Source organism: Herbiconiux sp. 11R-BC (genome assembly GCF_049472555.1).
Lineage (GTDB): Bacteria > Actinomycetota > Actinomycetes > Actinomycetales > Microbacteriaceae > Herbiconiux.
Window position 1 is genome coordinate 36,377 of the sequence record NZ_JBCEBO010000010.1, and the last position, 22,141, is coordinate 58,517.

22 protein-coding genes and 2 tRNA genes are annotated in these 22,141 nt (G+C 69.6%); 5 read left to right on the top strand and 19 right to left on the bottom strand.

The window, feature by feature from the left end; genetic code table 11:
* Positions 1 to 98 precede the first annotated feature (98 nt).
* Positions 99 to 1,154, top strand: coding sequence for a glutaminase A (gene glsA, locus VD659_RS18725; RefSeq protein ID WP_423262556.1), 1,056 nt, complete (start codon positions 99 to 101; stop codon positions 1,152 to 1,154).
* On the top strand, positions 1,151 to 2,779 hold the full coding sequence (locus VD659_RS18730) for an MFS transporter (protein WP_423262557.1): 1,629 nt from the start codon (positions 1,151 to 1,153) through the stop codon (positions 2,777 to 2,779). Before glsA ends, VD659_RS18730 begins: the two co-directional genes overlap by 4 nt.
* Before the next feature lie 130 nt (positions 2,780 to 2,909).
* Here the strand turns inward: VD659_RS18730 and VD659_RS18735 are convergent, their stop codons facing one another.
* The 5 genes from VD659_RS18735 to VD659_RS18755 all read right to left on the bottom strand — a co-directional run bounded on the left by VD659_RS18735 (position 2,910) and on the right by VD659_RS18755 (position 6,767).
* Positions 2,910 to 3,341, bottom strand: a complete 432-nt coding sequence (locus VD659_RS18735; protein WP_137837325.1) for an Hsp20/alpha crystallin family protein — start codon at positions 3,339 to 3,341, stop codon at positions 2,910 to 2,912.
* Between the two features lie 143 nt (positions 3,342 to 3,484).
* Positions 3,485 to 4,117: a hypothetical protein gene (locus tag VD659_RS18740; RefSeq protein WP_423262558.1), complete on the bottom strand. Its 633-nt coding sequence runs from the start codon at positions 4,115 to 4,117 to the stop codon at positions 3,485 to 3,487.
* A 184-nt stretch (positions 4,118 to 4,301) separates the two neighbouring features.
* Positions 4,302 to 4,378: transfer RNA gene (locus VD659_RS18745), tRNA-Ile, on the bottom strand.
* A 71-nt stretch (positions 4,379 to 4,449) separates the two neighbouring features.
* A complete protein-coding gene (locus VD659_RS18750; protein ID WP_423262559.1) occupies positions 4,450 to 5,775 on the bottom strand; it encodes a glycosyltransferase in 1,326 nt (441 codons plus the stop codon).
* A gap of 77 nt (positions 5,776 to 5,852) precedes the next feature.
* Positions 5,853 to 6,767 (bottom strand): DMT family transporter, encoded by a 915-nt coding sequence (locus tag VD659_RS18755; RefSeq protein WP_423262560.1) that lies wholly within the window; start codon positions 6,765 to 6,767, stop codon positions 5,853 to 5,855.
* A 42-nt stretch (positions 6,768 to 6,809) separates the two neighbouring features.
* Between VD659_RS18755 and def the strand changes: the two genes are divergently transcribed.
* Entirely contained in the window at positions 6,810 to 7,376 is a 567-nt protein-coding gene (def, locus tag VD659_RS18760) for a peptide deformylase (RefSeq protein WP_423262561.1), read from the top strand.
* A gap of 85 nt (positions 7,377 to 7,461) precedes the next feature.
* Here the strand turns inward: def and VD659_RS18765 are convergent, their stop codons facing one another.
* The 3 genes from VD659_RS18765 to VD659_RS18775 are packed head-to-tail and all read right to left on the bottom strand — an operon-like array spanning position 7,462 to position 9,431.
* Positions 7,462 to 7,767, bottom strand: a complete 306-nt coding sequence (locus tag VD659_RS18765) for an AzlD domain-containing protein (RefSeq protein ID WP_423262562.1) — start codon at positions 7,765 to 7,767, stop codon at positions 7,462 to 7,464.
* Complete coding sequence (locus VD659_RS18770; protein WP_423262563.1) at positions 7,764 to 8,543, bottom strand: AzlC family ABC transporter permease; 780 nt, start codon at positions 8,541 to 8,543, stop codon at positions 7,764 to 7,766. The genes VD659_RS18765 and VD659_RS18770 overlap by 4 nt, the downstream gene beginning before the upstream one ends.
* 57 nt (positions 8,544 to 8,600) lie before the next feature.
* Complete coding sequence (locus tag VD659_RS18775; RefSeq protein ID WP_423262564.1) at positions 8,601 to 9,431, bottom strand: Ig-like domain repeat protein; 831 nt, start codon at positions 9,429 to 9,431, stop codon at positions 8,601 to 8,603.
* A 463-nt stretch (positions 9,432 to 9,894) separates the two neighbouring features.
* On the opposite strand from VD659_RS18775, the gene VD659_RS18780 reads away from it, so the two are divergent.
* Positions 9,895 to 11,598 carry a PHP domain-containing protein gene (locus tag VD659_RS18780; RefSeq protein WP_423262565.1) on the top strand — a complete coding sequence of 568 codons (1,704 nt, stop codon included), beginning with the start codon at positions 9,895 to 9,897 and terminating at the stop codon, positions 11,596 to 11,598.
* 136 nt (positions 11,599 to 11,734) lie between these two features.
* Here the strand turns inward: VD659_RS18780 and VD659_RS18785 are convergent.
* The 6 genes from VD659_RS18785 to dusB all read right to left on the bottom strand — a co-directional run bounded on the left by VD659_RS18785 (position 11,735) and on the right by dusB (position 18,335).
* A tRNA-Asn gene (locus VD659_RS18785) sits at positions 11,735 to 11,807 on the bottom strand.
* An 87-nt stretch (positions 11,808 to 11,894) separates the two neighbouring features.
* Positions 11,895 to 12,899, bottom strand: a complete 1,005-nt coding sequence (locus VD659_RS18790) for a D-isomer specific 2-hydroxyacid dehydrogenase family protein (protein ID WP_423262566.1) — start codon at positions 12,897 to 12,899, stop codon at positions 11,895 to 11,897.
* Positions 12,896 to 13,795 carry an ATP-binding cassette domain-containing protein gene (locus VD659_RS18795; protein WP_423262567.1) on the bottom strand — a complete coding sequence of 300 codons (900 nt, stop codon included), beginning with the start codon at positions 13,793 to 13,795 and terminating at the stop codon, positions 12,896 to 12,898. The genes VD659_RS18790 and VD659_RS18795 overlap by 4 nt, the downstream gene beginning before the upstream one ends.
* A gap of 26 nt (positions 13,796 to 13,821) precedes the next feature.
* On the bottom strand, positions 13,822 to 15,813 hold the full coding sequence (gene dnaG / locus VD659_RS18800; protein ID WP_423262568.1) for a DNA primase: 1,992 nt from the start codon (positions 15,811 to 15,813) through the stop codon (positions 13,822 to 13,824).
* Between the two features lie 4 nt (positions 15,814 to 15,817).
* Entirely contained in the window at positions 15,818 to 17,137 is a 1,320-nt protein-coding gene (locus VD659_RS18805) for a deoxyguanosinetriphosphate triphosphohydrolase (protein WP_423262569.1), read from the bottom strand.
* On the bottom strand, positions 17,130 to 18,335 hold the full coding sequence (gene dusB / locus VD659_RS18810) for a tRNA dihydrouridine synthase DusB (RefSeq protein WP_423262570.1): 1,206 nt from the start codon (positions 18,333 to 18,335) through the stop codon (positions 17,130 to 17,132). Before dusB ends, VD659_RS18805 begins: the two co-directional genes overlap by 8 nt.
* A 79-nt stretch (positions 18,336 to 18,414) precedes the next feature.
* On the opposite strand from dusB, the gene VD659_RS18815 reads away from it, so the two are divergent.
* Positions 18,415 to 18,903, top strand: coding sequence for an aminoacyl-tRNA deacylase (locus VD659_RS18815; protein ID WP_423262571.1), 489 nt, complete (start codon positions 18,415 to 18,417; stop codon positions 18,901 to 18,903).
* 71 nt (positions 18,904 to 18,974) lie between these two features.
* Here the strand turns inward: VD659_RS18815 and VD659_RS18820 are convergent, their stop codons facing one another.
* From VD659_RS18820 to VD659_RS18840, 5 genes are read right to left on the bottom strand one after another with little or no spacing between them, the layout of a single operon-like run.
* Positions 18,975 to 19,133, bottom strand: a complete 159-nt coding sequence (locus VD659_RS18820; protein WP_423262572.1) for a hypothetical protein — start codon at positions 19,131 to 19,133, stop codon at positions 18,975 to 18,977.
* An 8-nt stretch (positions 19,134 to 19,141) separates the two neighbouring features.
* A complete protein-coding gene (locus VD659_RS18825) occupies positions 19,142 to 19,810 on the bottom strand; it encodes a DsbA family oxidoreductase (protein ID WP_137837337.1) in 669 nt (222 codons plus the stop codon).
* A 28-nt stretch (positions 19,811 to 19,838) separates the two neighbouring features.
* A complete protein-coding gene (locus tag VD659_RS18830) occupies positions 19,839 to 20,648 on the bottom strand; it encodes an isoprenyl transferase (RefSeq protein ID WP_423262573.1) in 810 nt (269 codons plus the stop codon).
* Between the two features lie 13 nt (positions 20,649 to 20,661).
* Positions 20,662 to 21,432 (bottom strand): DNA repair protein RecO, encoded by a 771-nt coding sequence (gene recO / locus VD659_RS18835; protein ID WP_423262574.1) that lies wholly within the window; start codon positions 21,430 to 21,432, stop codon positions 20,662 to 20,664.
* Between the two features lie 27 nt (positions 21,433 to 21,459).
* Positions 21,460 to 22,140, bottom strand: a complete 681-nt coding sequence (locus VD659_RS18840) for a GAP family protein (protein ID WP_423262575.1) — start codon at positions 22,138 to 22,140, stop codon at positions 21,460 to 21,462.
* Position 22,141: the final 1 nt, after the last annotated feature.

The following is a 22,141-nucleotide window of genomic DNA, read 5'->3' on the forward strand; positions in this document are numbered from 1 at the left end:
TTCACTGTGCGCCACCCACACGCCAGAAGGCGCCAGCAGCCCGCTCGCCATCCGCACCCGGCGCATTATGGTGAGCAGAGACAGATCAGGGGGCCGATATGGACGTGGATGCTGACGATGTGATTCAGTCCGTCAGTACCGGACGGATGCCTCCGGCGCCCCAGGTCGACGACATCCTCCAGCAAGCGTACGAGCGCGCTGAGCGCCACCACGAGGGGCGCGTAGCGGACTACATCCCCGTGCTCGCGGCGGCAGATCCTGACGCATTCGGCGTCTGCGTGGCCGGCGTCGACGGCGTGCGTCACTCGATCGGCGACACCGGGGTTCGCTTCTCGATCCAGTCGATCTCGAAAGCGTTCGTCTACGCCCTCGTCGTGGAGCAGCTCGGCCACCAGCGTGTTCTGGACGTGGTCGGGGTGAACAACACCGGGCTCGCCTTCAACTCGGTCGTCGCCATCGAGTTGAACGACGGGCATCCGATGAACCCCATGGTCAATGCCGGGGCCATCGCCACCACCGCGCTGATGCCGGGGCGGAGTGCCGAGGCTCAGTGGGAGGCCGTGCGGGAGGGGCTGTCCCGCTTCGCCGGGCGACGACTGGAGCTCGACGCCGAGGTCTACCGTTCCGAATCGGACTCGAACCAGCGAAATCGTGCGATCGCACAGCTGCTCCAGAGCTACGGTCGCATTGACCGCGATCCGGCCGATGTCGTCGATGTCTACACTCGGCAATGCGCGCTCTCGGTCGATGCCGCCGACCTCGCCGTGATGGCAGCGACGCTCGCCGACGGAGGCGTCAACCCGGTGAGCGGTGAACGGGTGGTCTCCCAAGACGTGTGCCGGGACACTCTTGCGGTGTTGGCCGCGAACGGGCTCTACGAGAGATCGGGAGAGTGGCTCTTCGAGATCGGCCTACCCGGCAAGTCGGGTGTGGCGGGCGGCCTCGTCACGATCGCACCCGGGAAGGTCGGCGTCGGGACGTATGCACCACGCCTCGACTCCGCGGGGAACAGCGTGCGGGGTCAGATCGCCACCGCCTATCTGTCCCGCGCTCTCGGATTGAACATCTTCGCTTCCGCACCCCAGGCTCGCACTCCCGCCATCGACCAGCCGACCGCACCCATGATCACCGACGCCGAGGGGCTCACATCATGACCGTTCCCGAAGTCGCGCCCGCCACTCGTGCATCGTGGGTGCCCATGGTGGGGCTCTTCCTCGCCCAGATCCTCATGTCGTTCAACGTCTCCGCCCTTCCTGTGTCGCTCGGTGGCATGGTCCACGACTTCGGTGTCCCTCCCACGGATGTCAGCACCGCCATCGTGACGTATGGTCTGGTCGTCGCCGCCCTCGTCATGGTCGGCGCGAAGATCGGGCAGCGGGTCGGCTGGGTCACGGTGTTCCGGGTGGTGGTGGCGCTCTTCGCCGTCTCAGCCCTCACGATGATCTTCGCCCCCTCGGTCGGATGGGTGATCGTCGCGCAGGCCCTGGCCGGCGCGTCCGCAGCCATCATCGTCCCGTCTCTCGTGGCGCTGATCGCCGAGAACTACCGCGGCGCCCAGCAGGCGACCGCGATCGGCTCCCTCGGATCAGCGCGAGCCCTGGCCGGAGTCAGCGCCTTCCTCATCGGCGGAACGCTTGCCACCCTCGTGGGATGGCGGCAGGTGTTCATCATCGTGCTCGTGCTCGCCGTGGCGGTCTTCATCCTGAGCTTCCGGCTGGTCTCGGAGAAGGGAAATCCGGCCGTCAAGATCGATGTGGTCGCGGCCGTGATCATCGGCGCAGGAATCGTCATGCTGACGCTCGGTGTCAACAATCTCAACAGCTGGGGCCTGCTCCAAGCCGGGCCAGGCGCCCCGTTCGATGTTGCGGGGCTCTCGCCCGCACCGCTGCTCATCGTCCTGGGTATCGTCTTCGTGCAGCTCTTCTTCGCCTGGACGAGACGCCGCACCAAAGCGGGCAAGGTGCCGCTCGTGAGCCTGAGCGTCTTCGGGTCGTCGAAGGAGCGAGCCGCGGTCTACGCGATGTTCATCGTGGTCCTGATGGAGGCCGCCCTGAACTTCACTGTGCCGCTCTACATTCAAATCGTGCAGGGCCGGACCCCGTTCGATACCTCCCTGGCGATGCTGCCGTTCAACCTCACCGTCTTCGTCACCGCAACACTGGTCGTGCGCTTCTACGGGCGATTCTCACCCCGCACCATCGGAATGTTCTCCTTCGTGCTGACGACCGTCGCCCTGGTCTGGCTTTCGTTCGTCGTGACCAACAACTGGGAGACCGTGCCGATCATCCTCGGTCTGTTCGTCTTCGGTGTAGGCCAGGGCGCCCTCGTGACCCTGGTCTTCAACGTGCTCGTGACGGCCTCGCCCAAGGAGCTTGCCGGCGATGTCGGTTCGGTGCGTGGAACCACCCAGAACCTCGCTTCTGCTGTCGGCACCGCCATCGCCGGTGCGCTCCTCGTCGGGATCCTGAGTGCGAACGTCGCCTCCGCCCTGGCCACGAACGTCGACCTCCCGCCCTCGCTCGTGTCCCAGGTCGACCTCGACAACACGAATTTCGTGAGCAACGACCGCCTCCGAGACGTCTTGAGCGAGACGGACGCCACGCCGGCACAAGTCGACGCCGCCATCGCCCTGAATGAAGACGCGCGCCTCCGCGCACTGCGGATCGGACTGATCGCTCTGGCCGGCATCAGCGCCTTGGCCATCATCCCGGCCAGCCGGCTACCCAAATACCGCGCAGGTGAGATTCCCGAGAGCGTCGCCACAGGTACACCTTCATAAGTCAGGAGGGCTCTTCGTGGCGAAGAGGCGTGGGGCCCCACAGGTGGGCCCCACGCTGATCATCCTCGTGGATGAGGAGAGGCCACTGACACCATCATCACCTCCACCAGAGACGACGACCGCACCCGGGTCAGCTGGTCAGAGCCGTCTGCCCCTCAGTCGCCGTCTGGGACTGCACCTGGATCTTGCGGGGCTTGGCCTTCTCGCTGACCGGGATGATCACACTGAGCACCCCGTTGTCGTAGGACGCCGAGATACCCGCCGTGTCGACACCTTCGCCGATGCTGAACTGGCGGAGGTAGCTGCCCGCGGGGCGCTCCTGCGCCAGCCACTTCGCACCCTCCGCCGAGGCCACCGTCCGCTGCGCACGGATGGTGAGCAGCTGACCGTCGACATCGATATCGACCGAGCCCGGATCGACTCCGGGCAGGTCGGCGTTCAGCACGTAGCGGTCCTGATCGCGGTACAGATCCACCGGCATCACGCGCGGACCCGTGCGGGCCTGAAGCAGGCCGGACGCGAGACGGTCCAGCTCGCTGAAAGGATCAAAAGACATCGCCATAATGAATCAATCTCCTTCCGAAGTGAGGAGTTGAGCGCACATCGCTCAACTACCGATAATTTAGCACTCCTGCCGACCGAGTGCTAAGTACTCTCGGCTTGAAATCTCCTGAGAAGCTGCGCACGCCGTTCGCCGGCAGCTGGCTACTTCGAGTAGGGGTCGGGGTCACCGTGATTGACGAATGTGACCGAGCCTTCGTCGCGGGAGCCGTCGGCGCCGATCGCCGCGTAGCTGTAGGTGTGCGGGCCATAGCAGCTGAACGGCACCACGACCGATCCGGTCGCGGGCAGAGGACCTTCGAACGGGTTGGCCACGGGGTCAGTGGTGTCGATTCCGATATAGACGGCCGTGGTGTCTCGGGCCGAGTAGTCGAAGGTGAGATCGAAATTCAGTTGGGCGGGGACGGCGTCGGTCCCCGTAACGCAGACCACCTGGACTCCGTGGGTATTGAACACCTGCATCAACGGCTTCTTCACCGGGGTCGAGCTCGGAGTCGGGTCGCTGGGCGCGGCATCGTGGGACCCTGAGCTCGAGCTCGAGCCGGATGCCGAATCGTTCTGATCACTCGGCGATGGCGTCGCGGTCGTGACCGCGGTCGGCGAGGCGGAGGTGCGCGTGCTCGTCGGCGACGCGGTCACGGGCGCGCTCGTGGACGATGTCGACGGGCGGAACAGAATCAACGCCAGCAGCACGACCACGGCGAGCAGCAGGACTCCGATCGCGCCGAGGATCACCGGCAGCAGGACATTCTTCTTGCGGGGCGCGGTCTCACTCACAAGGTTCTCCTTGCACGGATCACAGTCGGTTGTCGTCGAGCCGTCGATCGTCGAGCGAACGGCACGGGTTCCAGCCGCTTCCCCGAAGGCTTATCGCCTGCGTGGCAGGTTACCAGCCAGGCGCAACGCAGCGGAAGCCTGGGGCAGCGCCGGACTCATGGCCAAGAAGTGAGTGAAACACAGATGGTAGGGCGGACGGGACTTGAACCCGTGACCGGCGGATTATGAGTCCGATGCTCTAACCAGCTGAGCTACCGCCCCGATCGCGCGGCAGCCCCGGGAATCCGGGCCCACCGCGGGTCAACGATACCGCTTCGGCGTCGCCCGGCCGGTCAGGAGACCTCGTCGGCCTTGGCGGTGGCATCCTCACGCGCCTCCGCCGCCGCCTCGGACTCCGCCTCGGTCGGCTCGGCCGGGGGCACCACCACGACGGGCGCGGTCACGGGCTCGCCGCGGTAGAGGTGCTCGAAGGTGTTGAGCGTGCGGGTGATGTCGTGCGCCGCCACGATCGAGAGCGACTCCGTCTTCATGGCGTCGAACTCGGCCTGAGGCAGGCGCAGCACCTTCTCGAGCTTCGCCGCGAGGTCCTCCGCGCTGCCCGGGGTGAAGAGGTAGCCGTTCTCGCCGTCGTGCACGAGGTGCGGCAGCGCCATCGCGTCGGCCGCCACCACCGGCAGTCCGCTCGCCATGGCCTCCATGGTGGCGATGCTCTGCAGCTCGGCGATGGAGGGCATCGCGAATACCGAGGCGCGCGTGTAGAGCCGCGTCTTCTCCTCCTCGGTGACGTAGCCGGTGAAGTTCACCCGGTCGCCGATGCCGAGCTGGTTCGCCTGGTTCTGCAGGTTGCGCAGCTGGTCGCCGCCGCCCACGATGTCGAGCTTGACGTCGAGGTCGGCGGGCAGCATCCGCACCGCCTTCAGCAGCACGTCGAGGTGCTTCTCGCCCGCCACACGGCCGACGAACAGGATGCGGTTCTCGGTTCTCGGGCTGAAGTCGGGCACGTAGCGGTCGGCGTTGATGCCGCACGAGATCGCATAGATGTCGTGGATGCCGGTGGCCTTCTCGAAATAGTCCGCAGCGCGGCGCGTGGGGGCCGTCACCGCATCCGCCCGGATGAACGAGCGCCGCGCCGCCGCCCAGGCGAGACCGATCGCCCAGTTCTGCAGGAACTTCGGGATGCCGGTGAAGGCGAGCATGTTCTCGGGCATCACGTGGTTGGTGCCCACGATGCGGATGCCGCGCTTCTGCGCCTCGGTCGACACGCCGCGGCCCACGATGATGTGCGACTGGAAGTGCACCACGTCGGGCTTCACCTCGTCGATGATGCGCGCGCTGTTCTGCTTGATGCGCCAGGGCAGCGCGAAGGTGAGCCAGTCGTGCGGGTACCAGCGCCAGCTGTAGAGGCGGTGCACGGTGACCTTCTGGCCGTCGAACTCCTCGACGTGGGTGCCGACGGGCAGCTTCGCCGAGGGTGCCACCACGTGCACGTCATGACCGCGGGACGCGAGTCCGGAGGCGAGGTGCTCGGCGAAGCGCGCCGAGCCGTTGACATCGGGCGAGAAGGTGTCGGCGCCGATCAGGATCCGGAGAGGTCGCCTTCCGGCGTCGGCCTGAGCCGTCGCATCCGTTCGACCGTTCACGTCTCGGGGGTCTGTCAAACCGTGCTCTCTCTGTGTTCGCTGCGCATCCGCCGCGTTCGTCACTTCTCGCCGGGGACGCCTGTGAAGAACCTACCTTAGCGCTGCGCCTGCGGGTGGTAACGCGCCAGGCCGAAAACGCCCAGGATCGCGACAGCCCCGAAGGCGAGGTAGGCCACGAGTGCCCACGGCGGCGCCTGCGAGGCCTCGCCGAGCACCACGATGCCGATCGCCACCGCGACCAGGGGGTCGATGACGGTGAGTCCGGCGATCACGAGGTCGGGCGGGCCAGAGGCATAGGCGTTCTGCACGAAGTAGCCGCCGAGCGCCGCGGCGGAGAGCAGCCCGGCCAGGGCGAGCAGGGCCAGCCAGTCGATCTCGGCCTGGAAGACACGGCTGATGACGACCTTCGCGAGGGTGGCCACGAAGCCGTAGAGCACCCCGGCGCCGACGATGTAGGCGATGGCCTTGAACCGCTTGCGGAGCACACCGAACGCCACCGCGAAGAGCGCGAGCACGACGGCCAGCACGATCAGGATGACGACGAGGTCGCGCGTGGTCACCGGCTTGTCGACCGCGGTGAACGCCGCCACCAGCACGAAGGCTCCGACGCCGCCGACGCAGAGCACGACCGACACGACCGAGCTGCGGTTCAGCTTCACGTGGCTCACCCGCGAGTTGAGCACCGCGGTGATGACGAGGGCGACAGCTCCGAGCGGCTGCACCACGATGATGGGCGAGAAGCCGAGACTCGTGAGCTGGAAGACGATCGCCAGCCCGAGCATCAGCGTGCCGATGACCCAGGAGGGCCGGCCGAGCAGCGCCAGCATCTGGCGCACGCTCAGGCCCTTCTCCACGTCGTGGGTGTTCGCCTCGACCTTGGCGACGCCCCGGTGCTGGAACTGCGCACCGAAGCTCAGGAACACCGCGCCGACGAGGGCGATCGGGATGCCGATGAACTGCTTCGGATCGAGGGCGATCTGATCGCCGAGTTGCAGCAGTTCCGAAGGCACCCGACGACCCTACCCCCGCCCGGCCGCGGTTAGGCTTAGCGAATGGCAGTTCTCCCGATTCGCATCTCCGGAGAACCCGTTCTCCACTCCCCCGCCGCGCCCGTGGCCGAGATCACCGACGAGGTGCGCTCGCTCGTGGCCGACATGTTCGAGACCATGGATGCCGCACCCGGCGTCGGCCTGGCCGCCCCGCAGGTGGGCGTGGGCCTGCGGCTGTTCGTCTTCGGCTGGACCGACGACGACGAGGTGACGCACCGCGGTGTCGCCATCAACCCCACGCTGTTCATCACGCCGACCTCGATCGACCCGGCCGACCCCGACACCGAGTCCGAGGGATGCCTGTCGTTCCCGGGCGAGCGCTTCCCGCTCGTCCGCGGCGAGTCCGCGATCCTGCGCGCGACCGACCTCGACGGGCAGCCCTACGAGATCGAGGCGTCCGGCTGGCTGGCGCGCATCTTCCAGCACGAGTTCGACCACCTCGACGGGGTGCTCTACGTCGACCGCATCGACCGGCCCTACTCCCGCACGGCCGCGAAGATCGAGCGCAAGAAGGGCTGGGGCGTGCCGGGCAACGCCTGGCTGCCCGGGGTCGACGACCTCGACGCCTGAACGGCGCCCTAACGGAGGAGATTCGGGGGTCATGTCGACGTATTGCAGACGTGACCCCCGAATCTCCTCCGTTGCGCCTCACGCCTCAGGTGAGCAGCCGGATCAGCGCCGCCACCGCCGCCGCCGCGATCACCACCACCACGAACGGCACCTTGAGCGCGTAGAGCCCGGCCGCCACGAGCACGGCGGGCACCCGCGCGTCGAGCTGCACGCCCTGCCCCGCGCCGAGCGTCTGCACGGCGATGAGCGCCGAGAGAAGCGCCACAGTGAGCAGGTTCGCGATGCGCGCCACCACCGGATGCTCGAACGCGCGCGGGGGCACCAGGTAACCGGCCGCCTTGAGGGCCACGCAGATCACCGAGGCGGCGATCACGATGTTCCAGCTCGTCACGATGCGGCCTTCTTCGCGAAGAGGTTCAGGCCGCCCACGACGATCGCCACGAGCGCGGCCACGAGCACGGGCAGCCCCGGCGTGAGCACCGGGGTGAGCAGCGCCGCCACGAAGGCCGCACCCACCGCCACCGCCTGGGTCTGGCGTTCCTTGAGGCGTGGCCACAGCAGGCCGAGGAAGGCGGCTGCGGCGGCCGCATCCAGGCCGTAGGCGCTGACGTCGCCGATCAGGTCGCCGATGAGCGCGCCGAGCAGCGTGGTGAGGTTCCAGCCGAGGTAGATCACGACGCCGGTCACCCAGAAACCCAGCCGTTGAGCGGATGCCGTGGGCTGCGCGGTCGCGACCGCCACCGACTCGTCGATGGTCAGCTGCGCCGCCGCGGCCCGCCGCCAGAAGCCGGGTCCGATTAGCGGCGCCATGCGGATGGAGTAGAACACGTTTCGGGTCCCGAGCAGCGCGGCGCTCGTGATGGCCGCGCCGCCCGCCGAGAGGCCGCCCGAGGCGAGCACGCCGATCAGGGCGAACTGCGAGCCGCCGGTGAACATCACGAGGCTGAGGAAGCAGGTCTGCCAGATGTCGAGGCCCGAGAGGGTGGCCAGGGCGCCGAAGGAGATGCCGTAGGCCGTGGTGGCGAGCCCGACGGCGAGGCCGGCCCGCAGGGCGGCCGTGTCGGCCGGGGTGCGCGGGGGTCGCCGCCCGGTGCGTATCGGGCGTATCGGGCGCACTGCGCGCCCCGGCTGCTCGTCGGCGGGGTCACCCGGTGCTGCGTCGGCCATCACTCGATGATGGCAGAACGCCGCCGGGCGGACGACGGACGACGCCGTTCGATCGCGCTAACCGGCCGTGCCGCGGCGCCTCCGCACAACCTGCACGAGCACGACTCCGGCGGCGAGGGCGAGCAGTGCGCCGATCACCACCGCCCCTGCTGCGAAACCCGTGCTGGCGAGGAACTGCTCGACCGGCGTCCCACCGGTGGGTCCCGCGGCCACCGCGGTGCTCGAAGGCGTCGTGGTGGGCTCGGCGGTCGGGGAGTCGGTGGCTCCGGCCGTCGGCGTCGGCGTCACGCTGGGAGTCGGCGTCGGAGTGACGGCGATCGGCGCCAGCACTGTCAGGGCGACCGGAGCGCTGGGCCCTGAGGGGTCGTAGTAGAGCGTCTCCGCGGGAAAGTAGCTCGCGGTGAAGGAATGGTCCCCGCGCAGCAGATCGCTCACCACCAGCTCGGCGGTTCCGTTGCTCACCGGAACGTGAGCCAGGATGATCGGCCCGTCGGTCAAGGTGACCTCACCGGAGGCCGCGGCCGGGGTCACCGCCGCGGTCAGAGTGACCGGGTCGCCCTCGGTCACCGGGCCGGCCGGTGTCACCGTGAGCGCGGCGGTGGCCGTGACCTTCGTGATCACCGGAGCGGGCGACACTGCGTAGCTCGTGCCGGTCGTCAGTGAGAGGGTCGACTCGAAGGCGCTCGGCGAAGCGACGCCGATGCCGTTCTCGAAGCGCAGGCACTGCAACTGCACAGTGATGGCGCCGGCGCTCGAGTAGTCGGCCAATGGTGTGTCGAGGCTCGCGCGGGCCGGCGCTGCCGCGTCGGCGATCGTCTGCACGCTGCTGATCACGATGGTCGAAGCGCCGTTCACCACAGCGAGGCGGGTGGCGTCGTGGAAGTCCACCGGGCAGGCCGCCGACGCCACCGCCGTCGAGAAGCTCGGAAAGCCGGCCGAGACCGTCGAGGAAGGTCAGCGATCCCGCGCTCGCGGCGTTCGCCGCCGGGGCCAGCACCGCCGGCCCGGCCACGGCCAGTGCGACGACCGGGAGGATCAGGAGGCGACGCAACGAAGAGATTCTCACAGGCGGCTTTCGTCGAGGGGATGCGATGAGCGGACTGCCGCAGGGCAGCACGCGTCACCGTATGGGCGCTTTCCGACGCGGAATCAGACGGCCGGTGACGACTTCGTGAACCACCTGCAACGCGCTCCTGCGCAAGCGGCCGTGAGACCTCCCGTGGCGCCACGGGTTCGCAGCCCGTTCGCGCACGCTCCACATTCGGGTAACCAACCGAACCTAGGTTCGACGCGTCATCCTGTCCCGCATCATCCGACGGCCCACCCCTTCCGGCCGTGAGAGAGGCCACCTGTGAATCAGCTGCCGCCCGAATGGGCCGACCCCTCGGTCGCCGACGAATCGCTCTCACCGCGAGACCTGACCCGCCGTGGCCTTCTCCGGGGCCTGGGCCTGCTCGGCATCGGCGTCGGCTTCCAGGTCGCCGGCAGCGCCACCGGGATGTTCGGGGCCGGTTCCGCCTTCGCCGCGGCATCCACGGGAACGGCGGCCGCGGGCTCCACCACCGACGATCCTGCCCTCGTCTACCTGGTGGGCGACCATCACGTGCACTCGGTCTACAGCCACGACGCGAAGTACTCCTTCAGCCAGCTCACGAAGGCAGCCCAGGACCACGGACTCGACTGGCTCGCCTTCACCGAGCACAGCAACTGGGGCCACGCCAACGCCGGCGGTGCGCTCGACGAGCACCGCGAGATCCTGGCCGCTCGAAACGAGAATCCGCGCATGCTCGTGTTCCAGGGGCTCGAGTGGTACATCCCGGCCGCGGAGCACGCCACGGTGCTCGTGGCCCCAGGCCCCAGCGAGGCTCGTCTCCTGCGCTCGTTCGAGCTGGCCTTCGACGGCAAGCTGCTCGGCTACACCGAGGGCTCCGTGGGTCACCCCGACACCGCGCGCAACCGCGCCCACGCCCTGGCCGCGCTCCAGTGGCTCGCGGCGCGCAAGGCCGATGGCACGATCGACGACGTGATCGTGCTCGCGAATCACCCCGCGCGCCTCGGCATCGACTCCCCCGAAGAGATCCGCGACTGGCGCGACGCCGCGGCGGGCATCATGGTCGGCATGGAGGGCGCTCCTGGCTCGCAGGGCGCCGCCATCCCGGGCTGGCGCGGCAGCAACAGTGTGCGCGGAGAGTACGAGAACTCCCCGACCGCCCAGACCTGGCCGGGCTTCCCGAGCGAGGCCTTCGTGACCTACGGCGGCTTCGACTGGATGACCGCGACGGTCGGCGGCATGTGGGACGCGATGCTCTCCGAAGGCAAGGGCTGGTGGATCACGTCCAACTCCGACGTGCACCGCGTGGTGTTCGACAAGTGGGCCAACGGCACCATGCCTGCCGGGCTCACCTTCGACACCGCCGGTCGTCTCGCCGACCCCGTGCTCACCGATTCACCCCAGCCCGGCAGCGACTTCTGGCCCGGCCAGTTCAGCCGCACGCACGTCGGCGTGGAGTCGCTCGGCTACCTCGAGGTGATGGCCGCGCTGCGCACCGGCCGGGTCTGGGTCGACCACGGGCACCTGATCGATGCACTCGATGTACGCCTGATCGTCGACGGCCAGAGCACTCGAGGCGTCACTCTCGGCGGCCGCCTGACCGTGACGAAGGGAACGCCGATCACGCTGCAGGTCACCATCACGGCGGCGACCCGCCCCAACTTCAACGGCGACGTGCCCAAGCTCGCGAACGTCGACCTGATCCGCGGCGCCGTCACGGGAGCGGCCCCCGACCGCACGCAGTGGACGGCGCCCGACACCCGCGTGGTCGAGCACCGGGACGTCTCGGCGAAGGGCGGCACCTTCACGCTCACCTTCCCGATCACCGACGTGCAGTCGTCGTTCTACCTCCGGCTGCGCGGGGGCGACGGCAAGCGCACCGGAACCGGCCTGCTCGGCGCCCAGATCGACGCTTACGCCCCTCAGGCGCACCCCAAGGGCGACGGCAACCCGTGGGTCGACCTCTGGTTCTACGCGAACCCCATCTTCGTCGACGTGGTCTGAGCCACGCGGAGCAGAGGAAGCCCGGTCGTGCCCGCGCGCGACCGGGCTTCGTCGCGTTCGGGCCGGAAGGCGGCCGGAGGCGGGAAACGCCCCGGAGACGAGAAAAGGCCCCGCGGGTGGAGCCGCGAGGCCTTCGCTCCCCGACTTGGACTCGAACCAAGAACCTGCCGGTTAACAGCCGGCTGCTCTGCCAATTGAGCTATCGAGGAATGCTGCTGAATGAGCGTCAATACACTATCACTGATTTCGGAGGCGTTCCGTCACACGCACCTCCGCCGCCACCGCCGAGAGGGGGTTCAATAGCCCGCCTCAGGGTCGACGCGCCCCGCGAATTCGCCGGTCTCGAGGAACGCACGGACATTCTGCCGGATGCGCTCCGCGAGCAGCGGGGCGATCATCTCGGGCGTGTCCGCCGAGTGCGGGGTGACGATGACGTTCGGCGCCGTCCACAGCGGATGCCCGTCGGGCAGGGGCTCCGGCGCGGTGACGTCGAGGCCCGCGCCCGCGATCTCGCCGGCCTCCAGGGCGGTGACCAGCGCATCCGTGTCGACCAGGCCGCCGCGGGCGATGTTTACGAGCACGGACGTGGGCTTCATGGCGGCGAACTCGGCCGCTCCGAAGAGCTCGCGGGTGCCACCGGTGAGCGCGGCGGCGACCACCACGACGTCGGCCGCCGGGAGCACCTCGCCGAGCCGGTCGCTCGTGACGGTGCGGGTGGCACCCGCGACGGGCTCGGCGCTGCGTCGCACGATGGTGGTGGTGCAGCCGAAGGGCTCCAGCAGCCGCAGGAGCTCGAGAGCGATGCCTCCGGCGCCGACGACGACCACCTCGGCTCCGTAGAGCGTGTGGCCCGACTTCGGGCCCCACGAGCGCGCCCGCAGCCGCATCGGCAGCTCGCGCAGCAGCGCCAGGGTGAGCACGAGCGCGTGTTCGGCCACCGGTTGCGCATAGGCGCCCTTCGCGCTGGTCCAGAGGAGATCGGGCCGCGACGCCGTGCGCAGCTGTTCGGCGAAGGCGTCGACGCCCGCCCAGGGCAGCTGCACCCACTGCACCTGGGGGTTGGCGTCGAGGATCGGGGCGAACTGCCCCGCCGGCCCCGACTCGAGCCACACGAGGCCCCTTGTGTCCGGCCCGAGCGGCGCGACCGTGCCGCCGGCCTCCTCGACCGCCTGCACGAAGCGCGGCTCGGGGTCGGGAAGCACAGCGATCGGACCCGGGGTCGGGCGCTCCGCCAGCGGCAGGGCGACCGGATGCACGGCGAGCACGGCTTGGTGACGGCCGGTGAAATCCAGGGGGGTCATGCGTCTCCGAATCCTTCGCTCTCGGTCTCTTCGCTCACGGCCTCATCGCCCAGAGGCTCGTCACTGTCCGCCTCATCGATCTCCGCCTCGGCCCCGTAGAACTCGCGGGCGAGTCCGGCGACATAGGGATGCCGCGGGTCGCCGAGCACGTCGTCGATCGATCCGAGACCCACCACCACGCCCTCGTGCACCACCGCGATGCGGTCGGCCGAGCGTCGCAACGTCTCCAGGTCGTGGCTCACGATCAGGGCGCTCGCCCCGCGCGAGCGCTGGAGACCCGCGATGACGTCGACCACTGTTCCGCGCACCGAGACGTCGACGCCGGCGGTCGGCTCGTCGGCGATCAGGAGCACCGGGTCGAGGATGAGGCCCCGCGCCACCGCCACACGCTGGCGTTGGCCGCTCGAGAGCTCGTGCGGCAGTTTCAGCATGGAGCCCACCGGCAGCAGCAGAGCATCCACCAGCGTCGCCGCCTTGAGCCCGGCCGCGTGCCGGTCGTAGCGCTTGTCGCGCAGGAACAGGGGCTCGGCCACGAGCTCGGCCACGGTCATGTTCGAGGTGAGGTTGGAGCCGGCGTCCTGCGCCACGTACCCCACGCCGAGGGTGAGTTTGCCGAGCTTCGAGCGCTTGATGCCGCGCATCTCGAAACCGAGCACGTCCAGGCTGCCCCCGATGATGCGCGGCGAGCTCTCCCGCGAGGTGCGGAGCGCCGCCTGGCCCGAGGCCACCTGTGCGAGCGTGGACTTGCCCGACCCGCTCGAACCGACGAGGCCGATGATCTCGCCCGGCTCGATGGTGAGGGTGAAGCCCTTGACGGCCGTGTAGGCCGAGCTCACACTGTGCGCCGGATATTCGATCGTCACGTCCGACGCGGTGAGTACGTTTCGATCAACCATAGGCTTCGAGCCTAAGTGTCCCGCCGTCATTCCGCCTGGAAGGCGCGTCGGTCGACTTCGAGTTGCACGAGCTGGCGCTGCACCTCGCGGTAGCCCTCGGGATCCGCCACGGCGTCGGTGCGCTGCAGCCGGCCGCGCAGCTCGTCTTTGCGGTGCCTCAGGTGGCGGTCGATGAGCGCGATGGTGATGCGCCGCAGGTAGATCTCGGGCGCCTTCTCGGGGCGCTCGGGCAGGGGCGCGACCGCGAGCTGCTCCACCAGCGAGCGGAACTCCTCGGGAACGTCTGCCTGCACGATGCTCGCCCAGTCGTGACGGTCGAAGTGCTCGACGTTGCGGCCGATGGAGTCGCGGATGGCGGCCAGCGCGCCGTTGTTGAACCCGCAGCCGCTGGCCTGCACGAGCAGCTCGCGACCCACCACTGTGGGAGCCTGCAGCATGGCCATCAGGGCGTCGCGCTCGGTGCGCACGGCCGTCGTGGAGGGAAGCTGGGTGAGCGACACCCGGGGGCGCGGTGCGGGCGCCGCCTCGAGCACGGCTGTGCCACCGCCCTCGCCGAGGGTCGCGGGCTGGTGCGCGGGGCGCTGGGGCGTACCGTCCGGGCCCGAACCGGATCGGCTACCCGGCTGACCACCGGCCGGTGTGCCGGCCAGGGAACCGGATGCGCCGTTCGCGCCGGCTGCACCGGCACCGGCCGACGACGCCCGGCCGCTGCGCTCCACCGCGCGCCGCACCTCGTCGAGCTCCATGCCGAGCATGCGCGCGAGCTGCCGGGTGTACCCCGGGCGCACGGCCGGGTCGCGGATGTCAGCCACGATCGGCGCCGCGTCGCGCAAGGCGGCCACCCGCCCCTCGACGCTCTCGAGGTCGTAGGCCGAGAGCTTCTGCCGGATGACGAACTCGAACATCGGCTTCTTGCTCTTGATCAGCCGCCGCACGGCGTCGTCGCCCTTGGCCAGGCGCAGGTCGCAGGGGTCGAGGCCGTCGGGCGCCACGGCCACGTAGGTCTGCGCGGCGAAGCGGTGCTCTTCGCTGAACGCGCGCATCGCGGCCTTCTGGCCCGCCGCATCCGGATCGAAGGTGAAGACCACCTCGCCGAGCCCGGCGCTGTCGTCGGAGAGCACGCGCCGCATGATCTTGATGTGGTCGACGCCGAAGGAGGTGCCGCAGGTGGCGACGGCCGTGGTGACGCCGGCGAGGTGGCAGGCCATGACGTCGGTGTAGCCCTCCACCACCACGACCTGCCGGCCGCGCGCGATGTCGCGCTTGGCGAGGTCGAGCCCGTAGAGCACCTGCGCCTTGTGGTAGACGATCGTCTCGGGGGTGTTGAGGTACTTCGGGCCCTTGTCGTCGTCGAACAGCCGGCGGGCGCCGAAGCCGACCGTCTGGCCGGTCTGGTCGCGGATCGGCCAGATGAGCCGCCCGCGGAAGCGGTCGTAGGTGCCGCGGTCGCCGGAGCTCAGGAGCCCCGCCGCGCTGAGCTCGGCCTCGGTGAAGCCCTTCGACTTGAGGTGCTTGCCGAGGTTGTCCCAGCCCTGGGGGGCGTAGCCGACGCCGAAGTGCGCGGCCACCGAGGCGTCGAAGCCGCGCTGGCCGAGGAAGGCCCGGGCCGCGTCGGCGCCGGGCATGGTGAGCTGCTCGGCGAAGTATTCGCGAGCGGCCTCGTTCGCGGCGAGCAGCCGGGCCCGGTTGCCCTGGTCGGCGGCGGCTCCGCCGTCTTCGTAGTGCAGCTGGAAGCCGATCTTCGCAGCCAGGCGCTCGACGGCCTCGGAGAAAGTGACGTGGTCCATCTTCTGCAGGAAGGAGAACACGTCGCCGCCCTCGCCACAGCCGAAGCAGTGGTAGTAGCCCACCTGGGGGCGCACGTGGAAGCTCGGCGACTTCTCGTCGTGGAACGGGCAGAGACCCTTCATCGAGCCCACGCCGGCGCTCTTCAGGGTGACGTAGTCGCCCACGACGTCGGCGATGTTGGTGCGCGACCGGACCTCGTCGATGTCGCCGCGGCGAATCAGTCCTGCCATGTCTCTAGGATACGTTCCGGGCGCCGACAGGCGCCCCGTGCCCGGCGTTCGCGCAGAGCCGTTCGTGCCAGGCCGCCGCCGTCTGATCGGTCAGGCTCGCCACCTGGTCGACCACGATGCGCTTACGCGCCCGGTCGTCGGAGGCGATGCGCCAGTCGCTCGCGAACGCCGTGTCGAGCGCTCGGCCGTCGGATTCCCAGAGCGCATCGGCGAGCTCGCCGAGCAGCTCGCGCTGCGTCGAGTAGAGCGGCTGGCGGGCGTCGTTGCTCATCACGAAGACCGACACGATGCCCTTCAGCGTGGCGATCTCGGCCTCCACCCAGCGCGGAACCACCACGTCGGCGCCGTAGCGCGTGATGCTCGGCGTGGGGAACGCCTCGCGGGTGGCGCGCGTCGCCGCCCCGGCGAAGCGCCCGATGAGCTGGCTGGTGAGGTTCTTGAGCCGGGCATGGGCGCCCCGCGAGTCGTCCCACTCCGAGAGCCAGACCTTCAGCGAGTCGAGCCGCTCGAAGGCCTCGGTGAGCTCGTCGAGCGCGAAGTCGCCGCCGGCGCGCGCGTGGATGCGCCCGATCAGCGCCGAGTGGTCGACCCGGTCGCCCAGCACCGCCACGTCGATGTAGCCGTTCAGCACGGCGTCTTCGAAGTCGTGCACCGAGTAGGCGATGTCGTCGGAGAGGTCCATCACCTGGGCCTCGACGCAGAGGGTGCGCTCCGGCGCGCCCGCCCGGAACCACTCGAACACCGGCACGTCGTCGTCGTAGACGCCGTATTTCAGCCGGCCACTGGCATCCGGAACCGGCTGGGCCGCCGACCACGGGTACTTGCAGCTCGCGTCGAGACTCGCCCGGGTGAGGTTCAGGCCGAGGCTGTCGCCGTTCTCGGCGATCACCTTCGGCTCGAGCCGGGTCAGGATGCGCAGGCTCTGCGCGTTGCCCTCGAAGCCGCCGATGTCGGCCGCCCACTCGTTGAGCGCGCGCTCGCCGTTGTGCCCGAACGGCGGATGCCCCAGGTCGTGGGCGAGGCACGCCGAGTCGACCACGTCGGGGTCGAGGTCGAGGCTGTTCGCGAGCTCGCGCCCCACCTGCGCCACCTCGAGCGAGTGCGTGAGGCGGTTGCGCGCGAAGTCGGCCACCACGGCCGGGCTCAGCACCTGGGTCTTCGCGGCGAGCCGCCGCAGCGACGAGGAGTGCAGGATGCGCGCACGGTCGCGCGCGAAGTCGCTGCGGCGCGTGTAGTGCTCCTCGGGGAGGTATCGTTCAGCATCTCTCTCGGCGTAGCCCTTGGTGGGCGTGAAGGTCGAGAGGTTGGGCAGCGCCTCAGCCACCGCTGTGCGTCAGTTCGGCCTCGGCCAGGTCGGCACGGCCCGCGCCCGCCAGGGTGCGCGAATTCAGCCAGCCGTCGGGCAGCGAGGGGTTCTTCGGGCTGCCGGCGCGGCCACGGGGGCCCTCGGCGTCGGCGCCCGGGTAGGGCTGCGACCAGTCGAGCGTGGCGAGGATCTCGTCCATCGCGGCGATGCTCGTGACGGTGCTGAGCGCCGCGCGCACCTCGTGCCCGGCCGGGTAGCCCTTGAGATACCAGGCGACGTGCTTGCGGATGTCGCGGCACGCGCGGTCTTCGTCGCCGAAGAACTCGGCGAGCAGCTCGGTGTGGCGGCGCAGGGTGCGCGCCACGTCGCCGAGCGAGGGCGCGGCGCGGAGAGCAGCGGCCTCGTCGTCGGAGATGCGCCCGTCGCGCGCCCGGAACGCGGCCGCGAGGTCGCCGAACAGCCACGGGCGGCCGAGGCAGCCCCGGCCCACGACGACACCGTCGCAGCCCGTCTCGTCGACCATGCGCAGCGCGTCTTCACCCGACCAGATGTCGCCGTTGCCGAGCACCGGCACGCTCGTGATGGTTTCTTTCAGCCGCGCGATGGCCGACCAGTCGGCGTGCCCGCTGTAGAAGTCGGCCGCCGTGCGCGCGTGCAGGGCGATGGCGGCGACGCCGGCGCCCTCGGCCGCCTTGGCGGCCTCGAGGTAAGTGAGGTGGTCGGTGTCGATGCCCTTGCGCATCTTGACGGTCACCGGGATGTCGCCCGCGGCCTCCACCACCTGCTCCACGATCTCGCGGAAGAGATCGAGCTTCCACGGCAGCGCCGCTCCCCCGCCCTTCTTCGTGACCTTGGGCACGGGGCAGCCGAAGTTCATGTCGATGTGGTCGGTGCGGTCTTCCTCCACCAGGATTCGTGCGGCCTGGGCCATCGTGCCCGGGTCGACGCCGTAGAGCTGGATCGACCGCGGGGTCTCGGAGGGGTGGTGGGCGATCAGCCGCATCGTCTCGGGCGTGCGCTCCACCAGGGCCCGGCTCGTGATCATCTCGCTCACGTAGAGCCCGGCGCCGAACTCGCGGCAGAGCCGCCGGAACGCCGTGTTCGTGATGCCGGCCATGGGCGCGAGAACGACGGGCACATCGAGTTCGATGGGCCCGATCGCGAGCTTCTTCACGGTCGCGGCCGCGGTGGGAGCGGTGAGGGTTGAAGTGGACATCGGGTCAATTCTCCCAGACGCGGGCAGAGGGCGGGTCATCGGCGGGAATCCTGTGGAGAGAAAGGAGGTTGACGTCACTGTGAATGACAAGAGCGGAACCACTCGGGTGCAGGAGGATGCCGCCGCCCGCGGCATCCCGGTCGAGATCGTCGAGCGGCCCCCGGCGGGCTCCCTCGAGGCCGCAGCGGCGGCGCTCGGGCTCGAACCCGCCGACATCATGAAGAGCCTCGTGGTGAAGCGCCACGACGGCGGCTTCCTCTTCGCCCTCATCCCGGGCGACCGTCAGATCAGCTGGCCGAAGCTGCGCGCCCTCGTGGGCGTGAACCGGCTCTCGATGCCCCACCAGAACGTGGCGCTCGAGGCCACCGGCTACGAGCGCGGCACGATCACCCCGCTGGGCTCGACGACGGCCTGGCCCGTCTACCTCGACGAGTCGTTCCGCGGCCGCCGGGTCGCGATGGGCGCCGGGGAGCACGGCCACAGCGCTTTCGCCGACGCCGACGCCCTCGCGCGGGGCCTGGATGCGGTGGTCGCCGACATCAGCGACCCGCTCCCGCCGCGCGACTGAGCCAGGCTCCCGACCCGTCACCTCGAGCCGCCTTCCGCGCCGAGGAGCGGCACGGACGGGCGGCTCGACGCTCAGAACGCGCAGGAGTCGCCCTCGCAGGCGGCGCCCGCGGCGGCCTCCGGGATCAGCACGAGCGGCTTACGGGGCAGGATCACGACGGGCTCCGCCGACCGTGAAGCCGAGACCGCGCCGGCGCCCTCGCCCTCGCCGTCGGTTTCCGTTGCCACCACGCCGCCGCTCACTGCCCCACCTCGACCCGCTCGTCGGCCACCTGGCGCAGCACCTGCGCGAAGGTCGCCGCATCCTGAGCCCCGGACACCCCGTACTTGCCCTCGATCACGAAGAACGGCACGCCCTGGATGCCATAGGCGACCGCTTGCTGCTGGTCGGCGCGAACGTCGGCCAGGTACTCGTTCTCGGTGAGCGAGCGCACCACGTCCGAACGGTCGAAGCCGAGCTCTGCGCCGAGGTCGGCGAGGTCCTCGATGCGGCCCACGTAGCGGCCGTCGACGAAGTAGGCCTTCAGCAGACGCTCCTTGGCCTCGAGCTGCTTTCCGCGCGCCTTCGCGTAGTGGATGAGCTGGTGCGCGAGCACCGTGTTGGCGTGCTTGAGGTTCGGGTAGTCGTAGTCCAGGCCCACGGAGGAGGCGATTCCCGTGACGCGCTCGAGCATGGGCCCGATCTGCTCGGCGGGAAAGCCCTTGGCCTCGAGGAACTCCTCGTGGCTCCCGGCGAAGTCCACCGGCGTGTCGGGCGAGAGCTCGAAGCTGTGGTACTCGATCTCGACCGGAACCGCGTCGTCGTCGAGCGAGAACTCGGCGATGCCGTTCTCGAGTTTGCGCTTGCCGATGTAGCACCAGGGGCAGGCGATGTCGGACCAGATGTCGATCTTGATGGCGTCACTCACACGAGGTGCAACGCACGCCTGGGCCCGCTCATTCCGACGCGGCCGGAGAATCGACGGCCCCGCCGAAACGCCGGTTGCGCCCCGCGTAGAACTCGATCGCCTCCCAGAGGTCGGTGCGCGAGAAGTCGGGCCAGAGCCGGTCGAGGAACACCATCTCGGCGTAGGCCGACTGCCAAGGCAGGAAGTTCGAGGTGCGCTGCTCCCCCGACGACCGCACGAAGAGGTCGACGTCGGGCAGCTCGGGCACGTAGAGGTGCTTCTGAATGAGCTTCTCCGACACCGCGGAGGGCCGGATGCGCCCGGCCGCGACCTCGTCGGCGATCGCGCGCACCGCATCCGTGATCTCGTTGCGCCCGCCGTAGTTCACGCACATCGTGAGGGTGAGCGTGGAGTTGTGCGCGGTGAGCCGCTCGGCGAACTGCAGCTCCTTGATCACCGAGGCCCAGAGCCGCGGCCGGCGGCCGGCCCAGCGGATGCGCACCCCCCACTCGTTGAGCTGGTCGCGCCGCCGGTGCAGCACCTCGCGGTTGAACCCCATCAGAAAGCGCACCTCGTCGGGCGAGCGCTTCCAGTTCTCGGTGGAGAAGGCGTAGACGGAGACGTGCTTCACGCCGATCTGCACTGCGCCCGCCACCACGTCGAGCAGCGCCGCCTCGCCCGCGCGGTGGCCCTCGACGCGGGTGAGGCCGCGCTGGTTGGCCCAGCGGCCGTTGCCGTCCATCACGATGGCGACGTGCTTCGGAACCGCGGAGGCGGGAACCGCGGGCGGGTGGAGGCCGGTCCAGTCGAGGGGGCGGAACGGCTCCGCCAGCGGAGAGGTCTTGCCTACGGGGCTCACTGCGGTGCCCTTTCTACTGCGGGGCGGTCTGCTGCGGGGCGGTCTGAGGCTTCGTGGTCTGCGATCGCTCCACGTGCTCGAGCGACCGCAGCCCGCGTTCCAGGTGCCATTGGGTGTACGCCGCAACGATACCGCTCGCCTGCGAGCGGGTGCGGCCCTCGGATGCGTCTGCCGCGGCCCAGTCCCCCGTGAGCAGCGCGGCCAGCAGCTCGAGCGTCGAGCCGTCGAGCCGCGGGGTGCCGGGCGGGGCGACGGCGTCGCTCACCACGCCGCCGAGCTGCACGACGAAGGCGGAGTGCGGCCCGGTCTCGCCGGTGACCGCGCAGTCGTAGAAGCTCGGCGCCCAGCCCGCCATCGACAGGGCGCGCAGCAGATAGGAGTCGAGGGTCATCGCCGGCCCGTGCTCGCCGCGCGAGAGCGAACGCAGGGCGCCCACGAGCAGCAGGTACTGCTGCAGCGAGGGCTCCTCCTCGGTGAGCTTGTCGGCGGTCTCGACCATCGCGCTCGCGGCGGTGTAGCTGGCGTAGTCCGCGGTGATCTCGGCGCCGTAGGAGCCGAGCATCACGGCCTGGGTGATGGTGTCGAGGGAGCGCCCCTCGTAGAACTGCACGTCGGCGACCATGAAGGGTTCGAGACGGGCGCCGAACTTCGAGCCGGTTCGCCGCACCCCCCGGGCGACGGCGCGCACCTTGCCGTGCTGACGGGTCAGCAGCGTGACGATGCGGTCGGCCTCACCCAGCTTGTGGGTGCGCAGCACGACGGCTTCATCTCGGTAAACGGGCACCCGACCAGTATCCCCCGGGGCGCCTGCCTACCCGCCGAACGACCCGATCGCCTTGCCCAGCTGCAGCACGCCGAGGATGACGAACAGCACCGCCAGGATGACGTTGTTGTGCGCGATGAGCGAGTTCTTGCTCGACCGCAGGAAGCCCGTGACCGTCGGCGAGCCGGAGGCGCCGACGAGCGTCGGCACGATCACGCCGAGCGAGGCGATCACGGCGAACACGAGCACGGCGATGAACACGAGCGGCCATTCCATTCCCGCGGTGCCGATGGTGGCCCCCGCCGCGATCTCGATCGGCAGGTTCTTGAGGTTCACGGTGCCCAGCAGCAGCGCCAGGCCGATCGCCTTGACCACCCCGAAGGAGTCGATGGCCGCGAGCCACTTGGGCTCGGCAGACCTCACGCCCTTCTTCGGGCGGCGGCGCCAGCTGCGGTAGGCGAGAAAGAAGAACAGCGCGGCGAAGGCGAAGCCGAGCACGATGTGGAACAGCTGCGCGAAGAAGGAGTCCGACTGCGTGGTGCCCTTGGTTCCGGAGGCGAACGCGAGCGTCACGGCGAAGGTCGCGACGAGGAAGGCGAGGGTGAACGCGACCGCGTTCACCCGGCCTTTCGGGCCGAGCAGCAGCGCGATGACCGCCGCGATCGGCATGGGCGAGATGATGATACCGAACGCGAGCGGAAGGATGTCCCCCAGGACCTGCCAAAACATG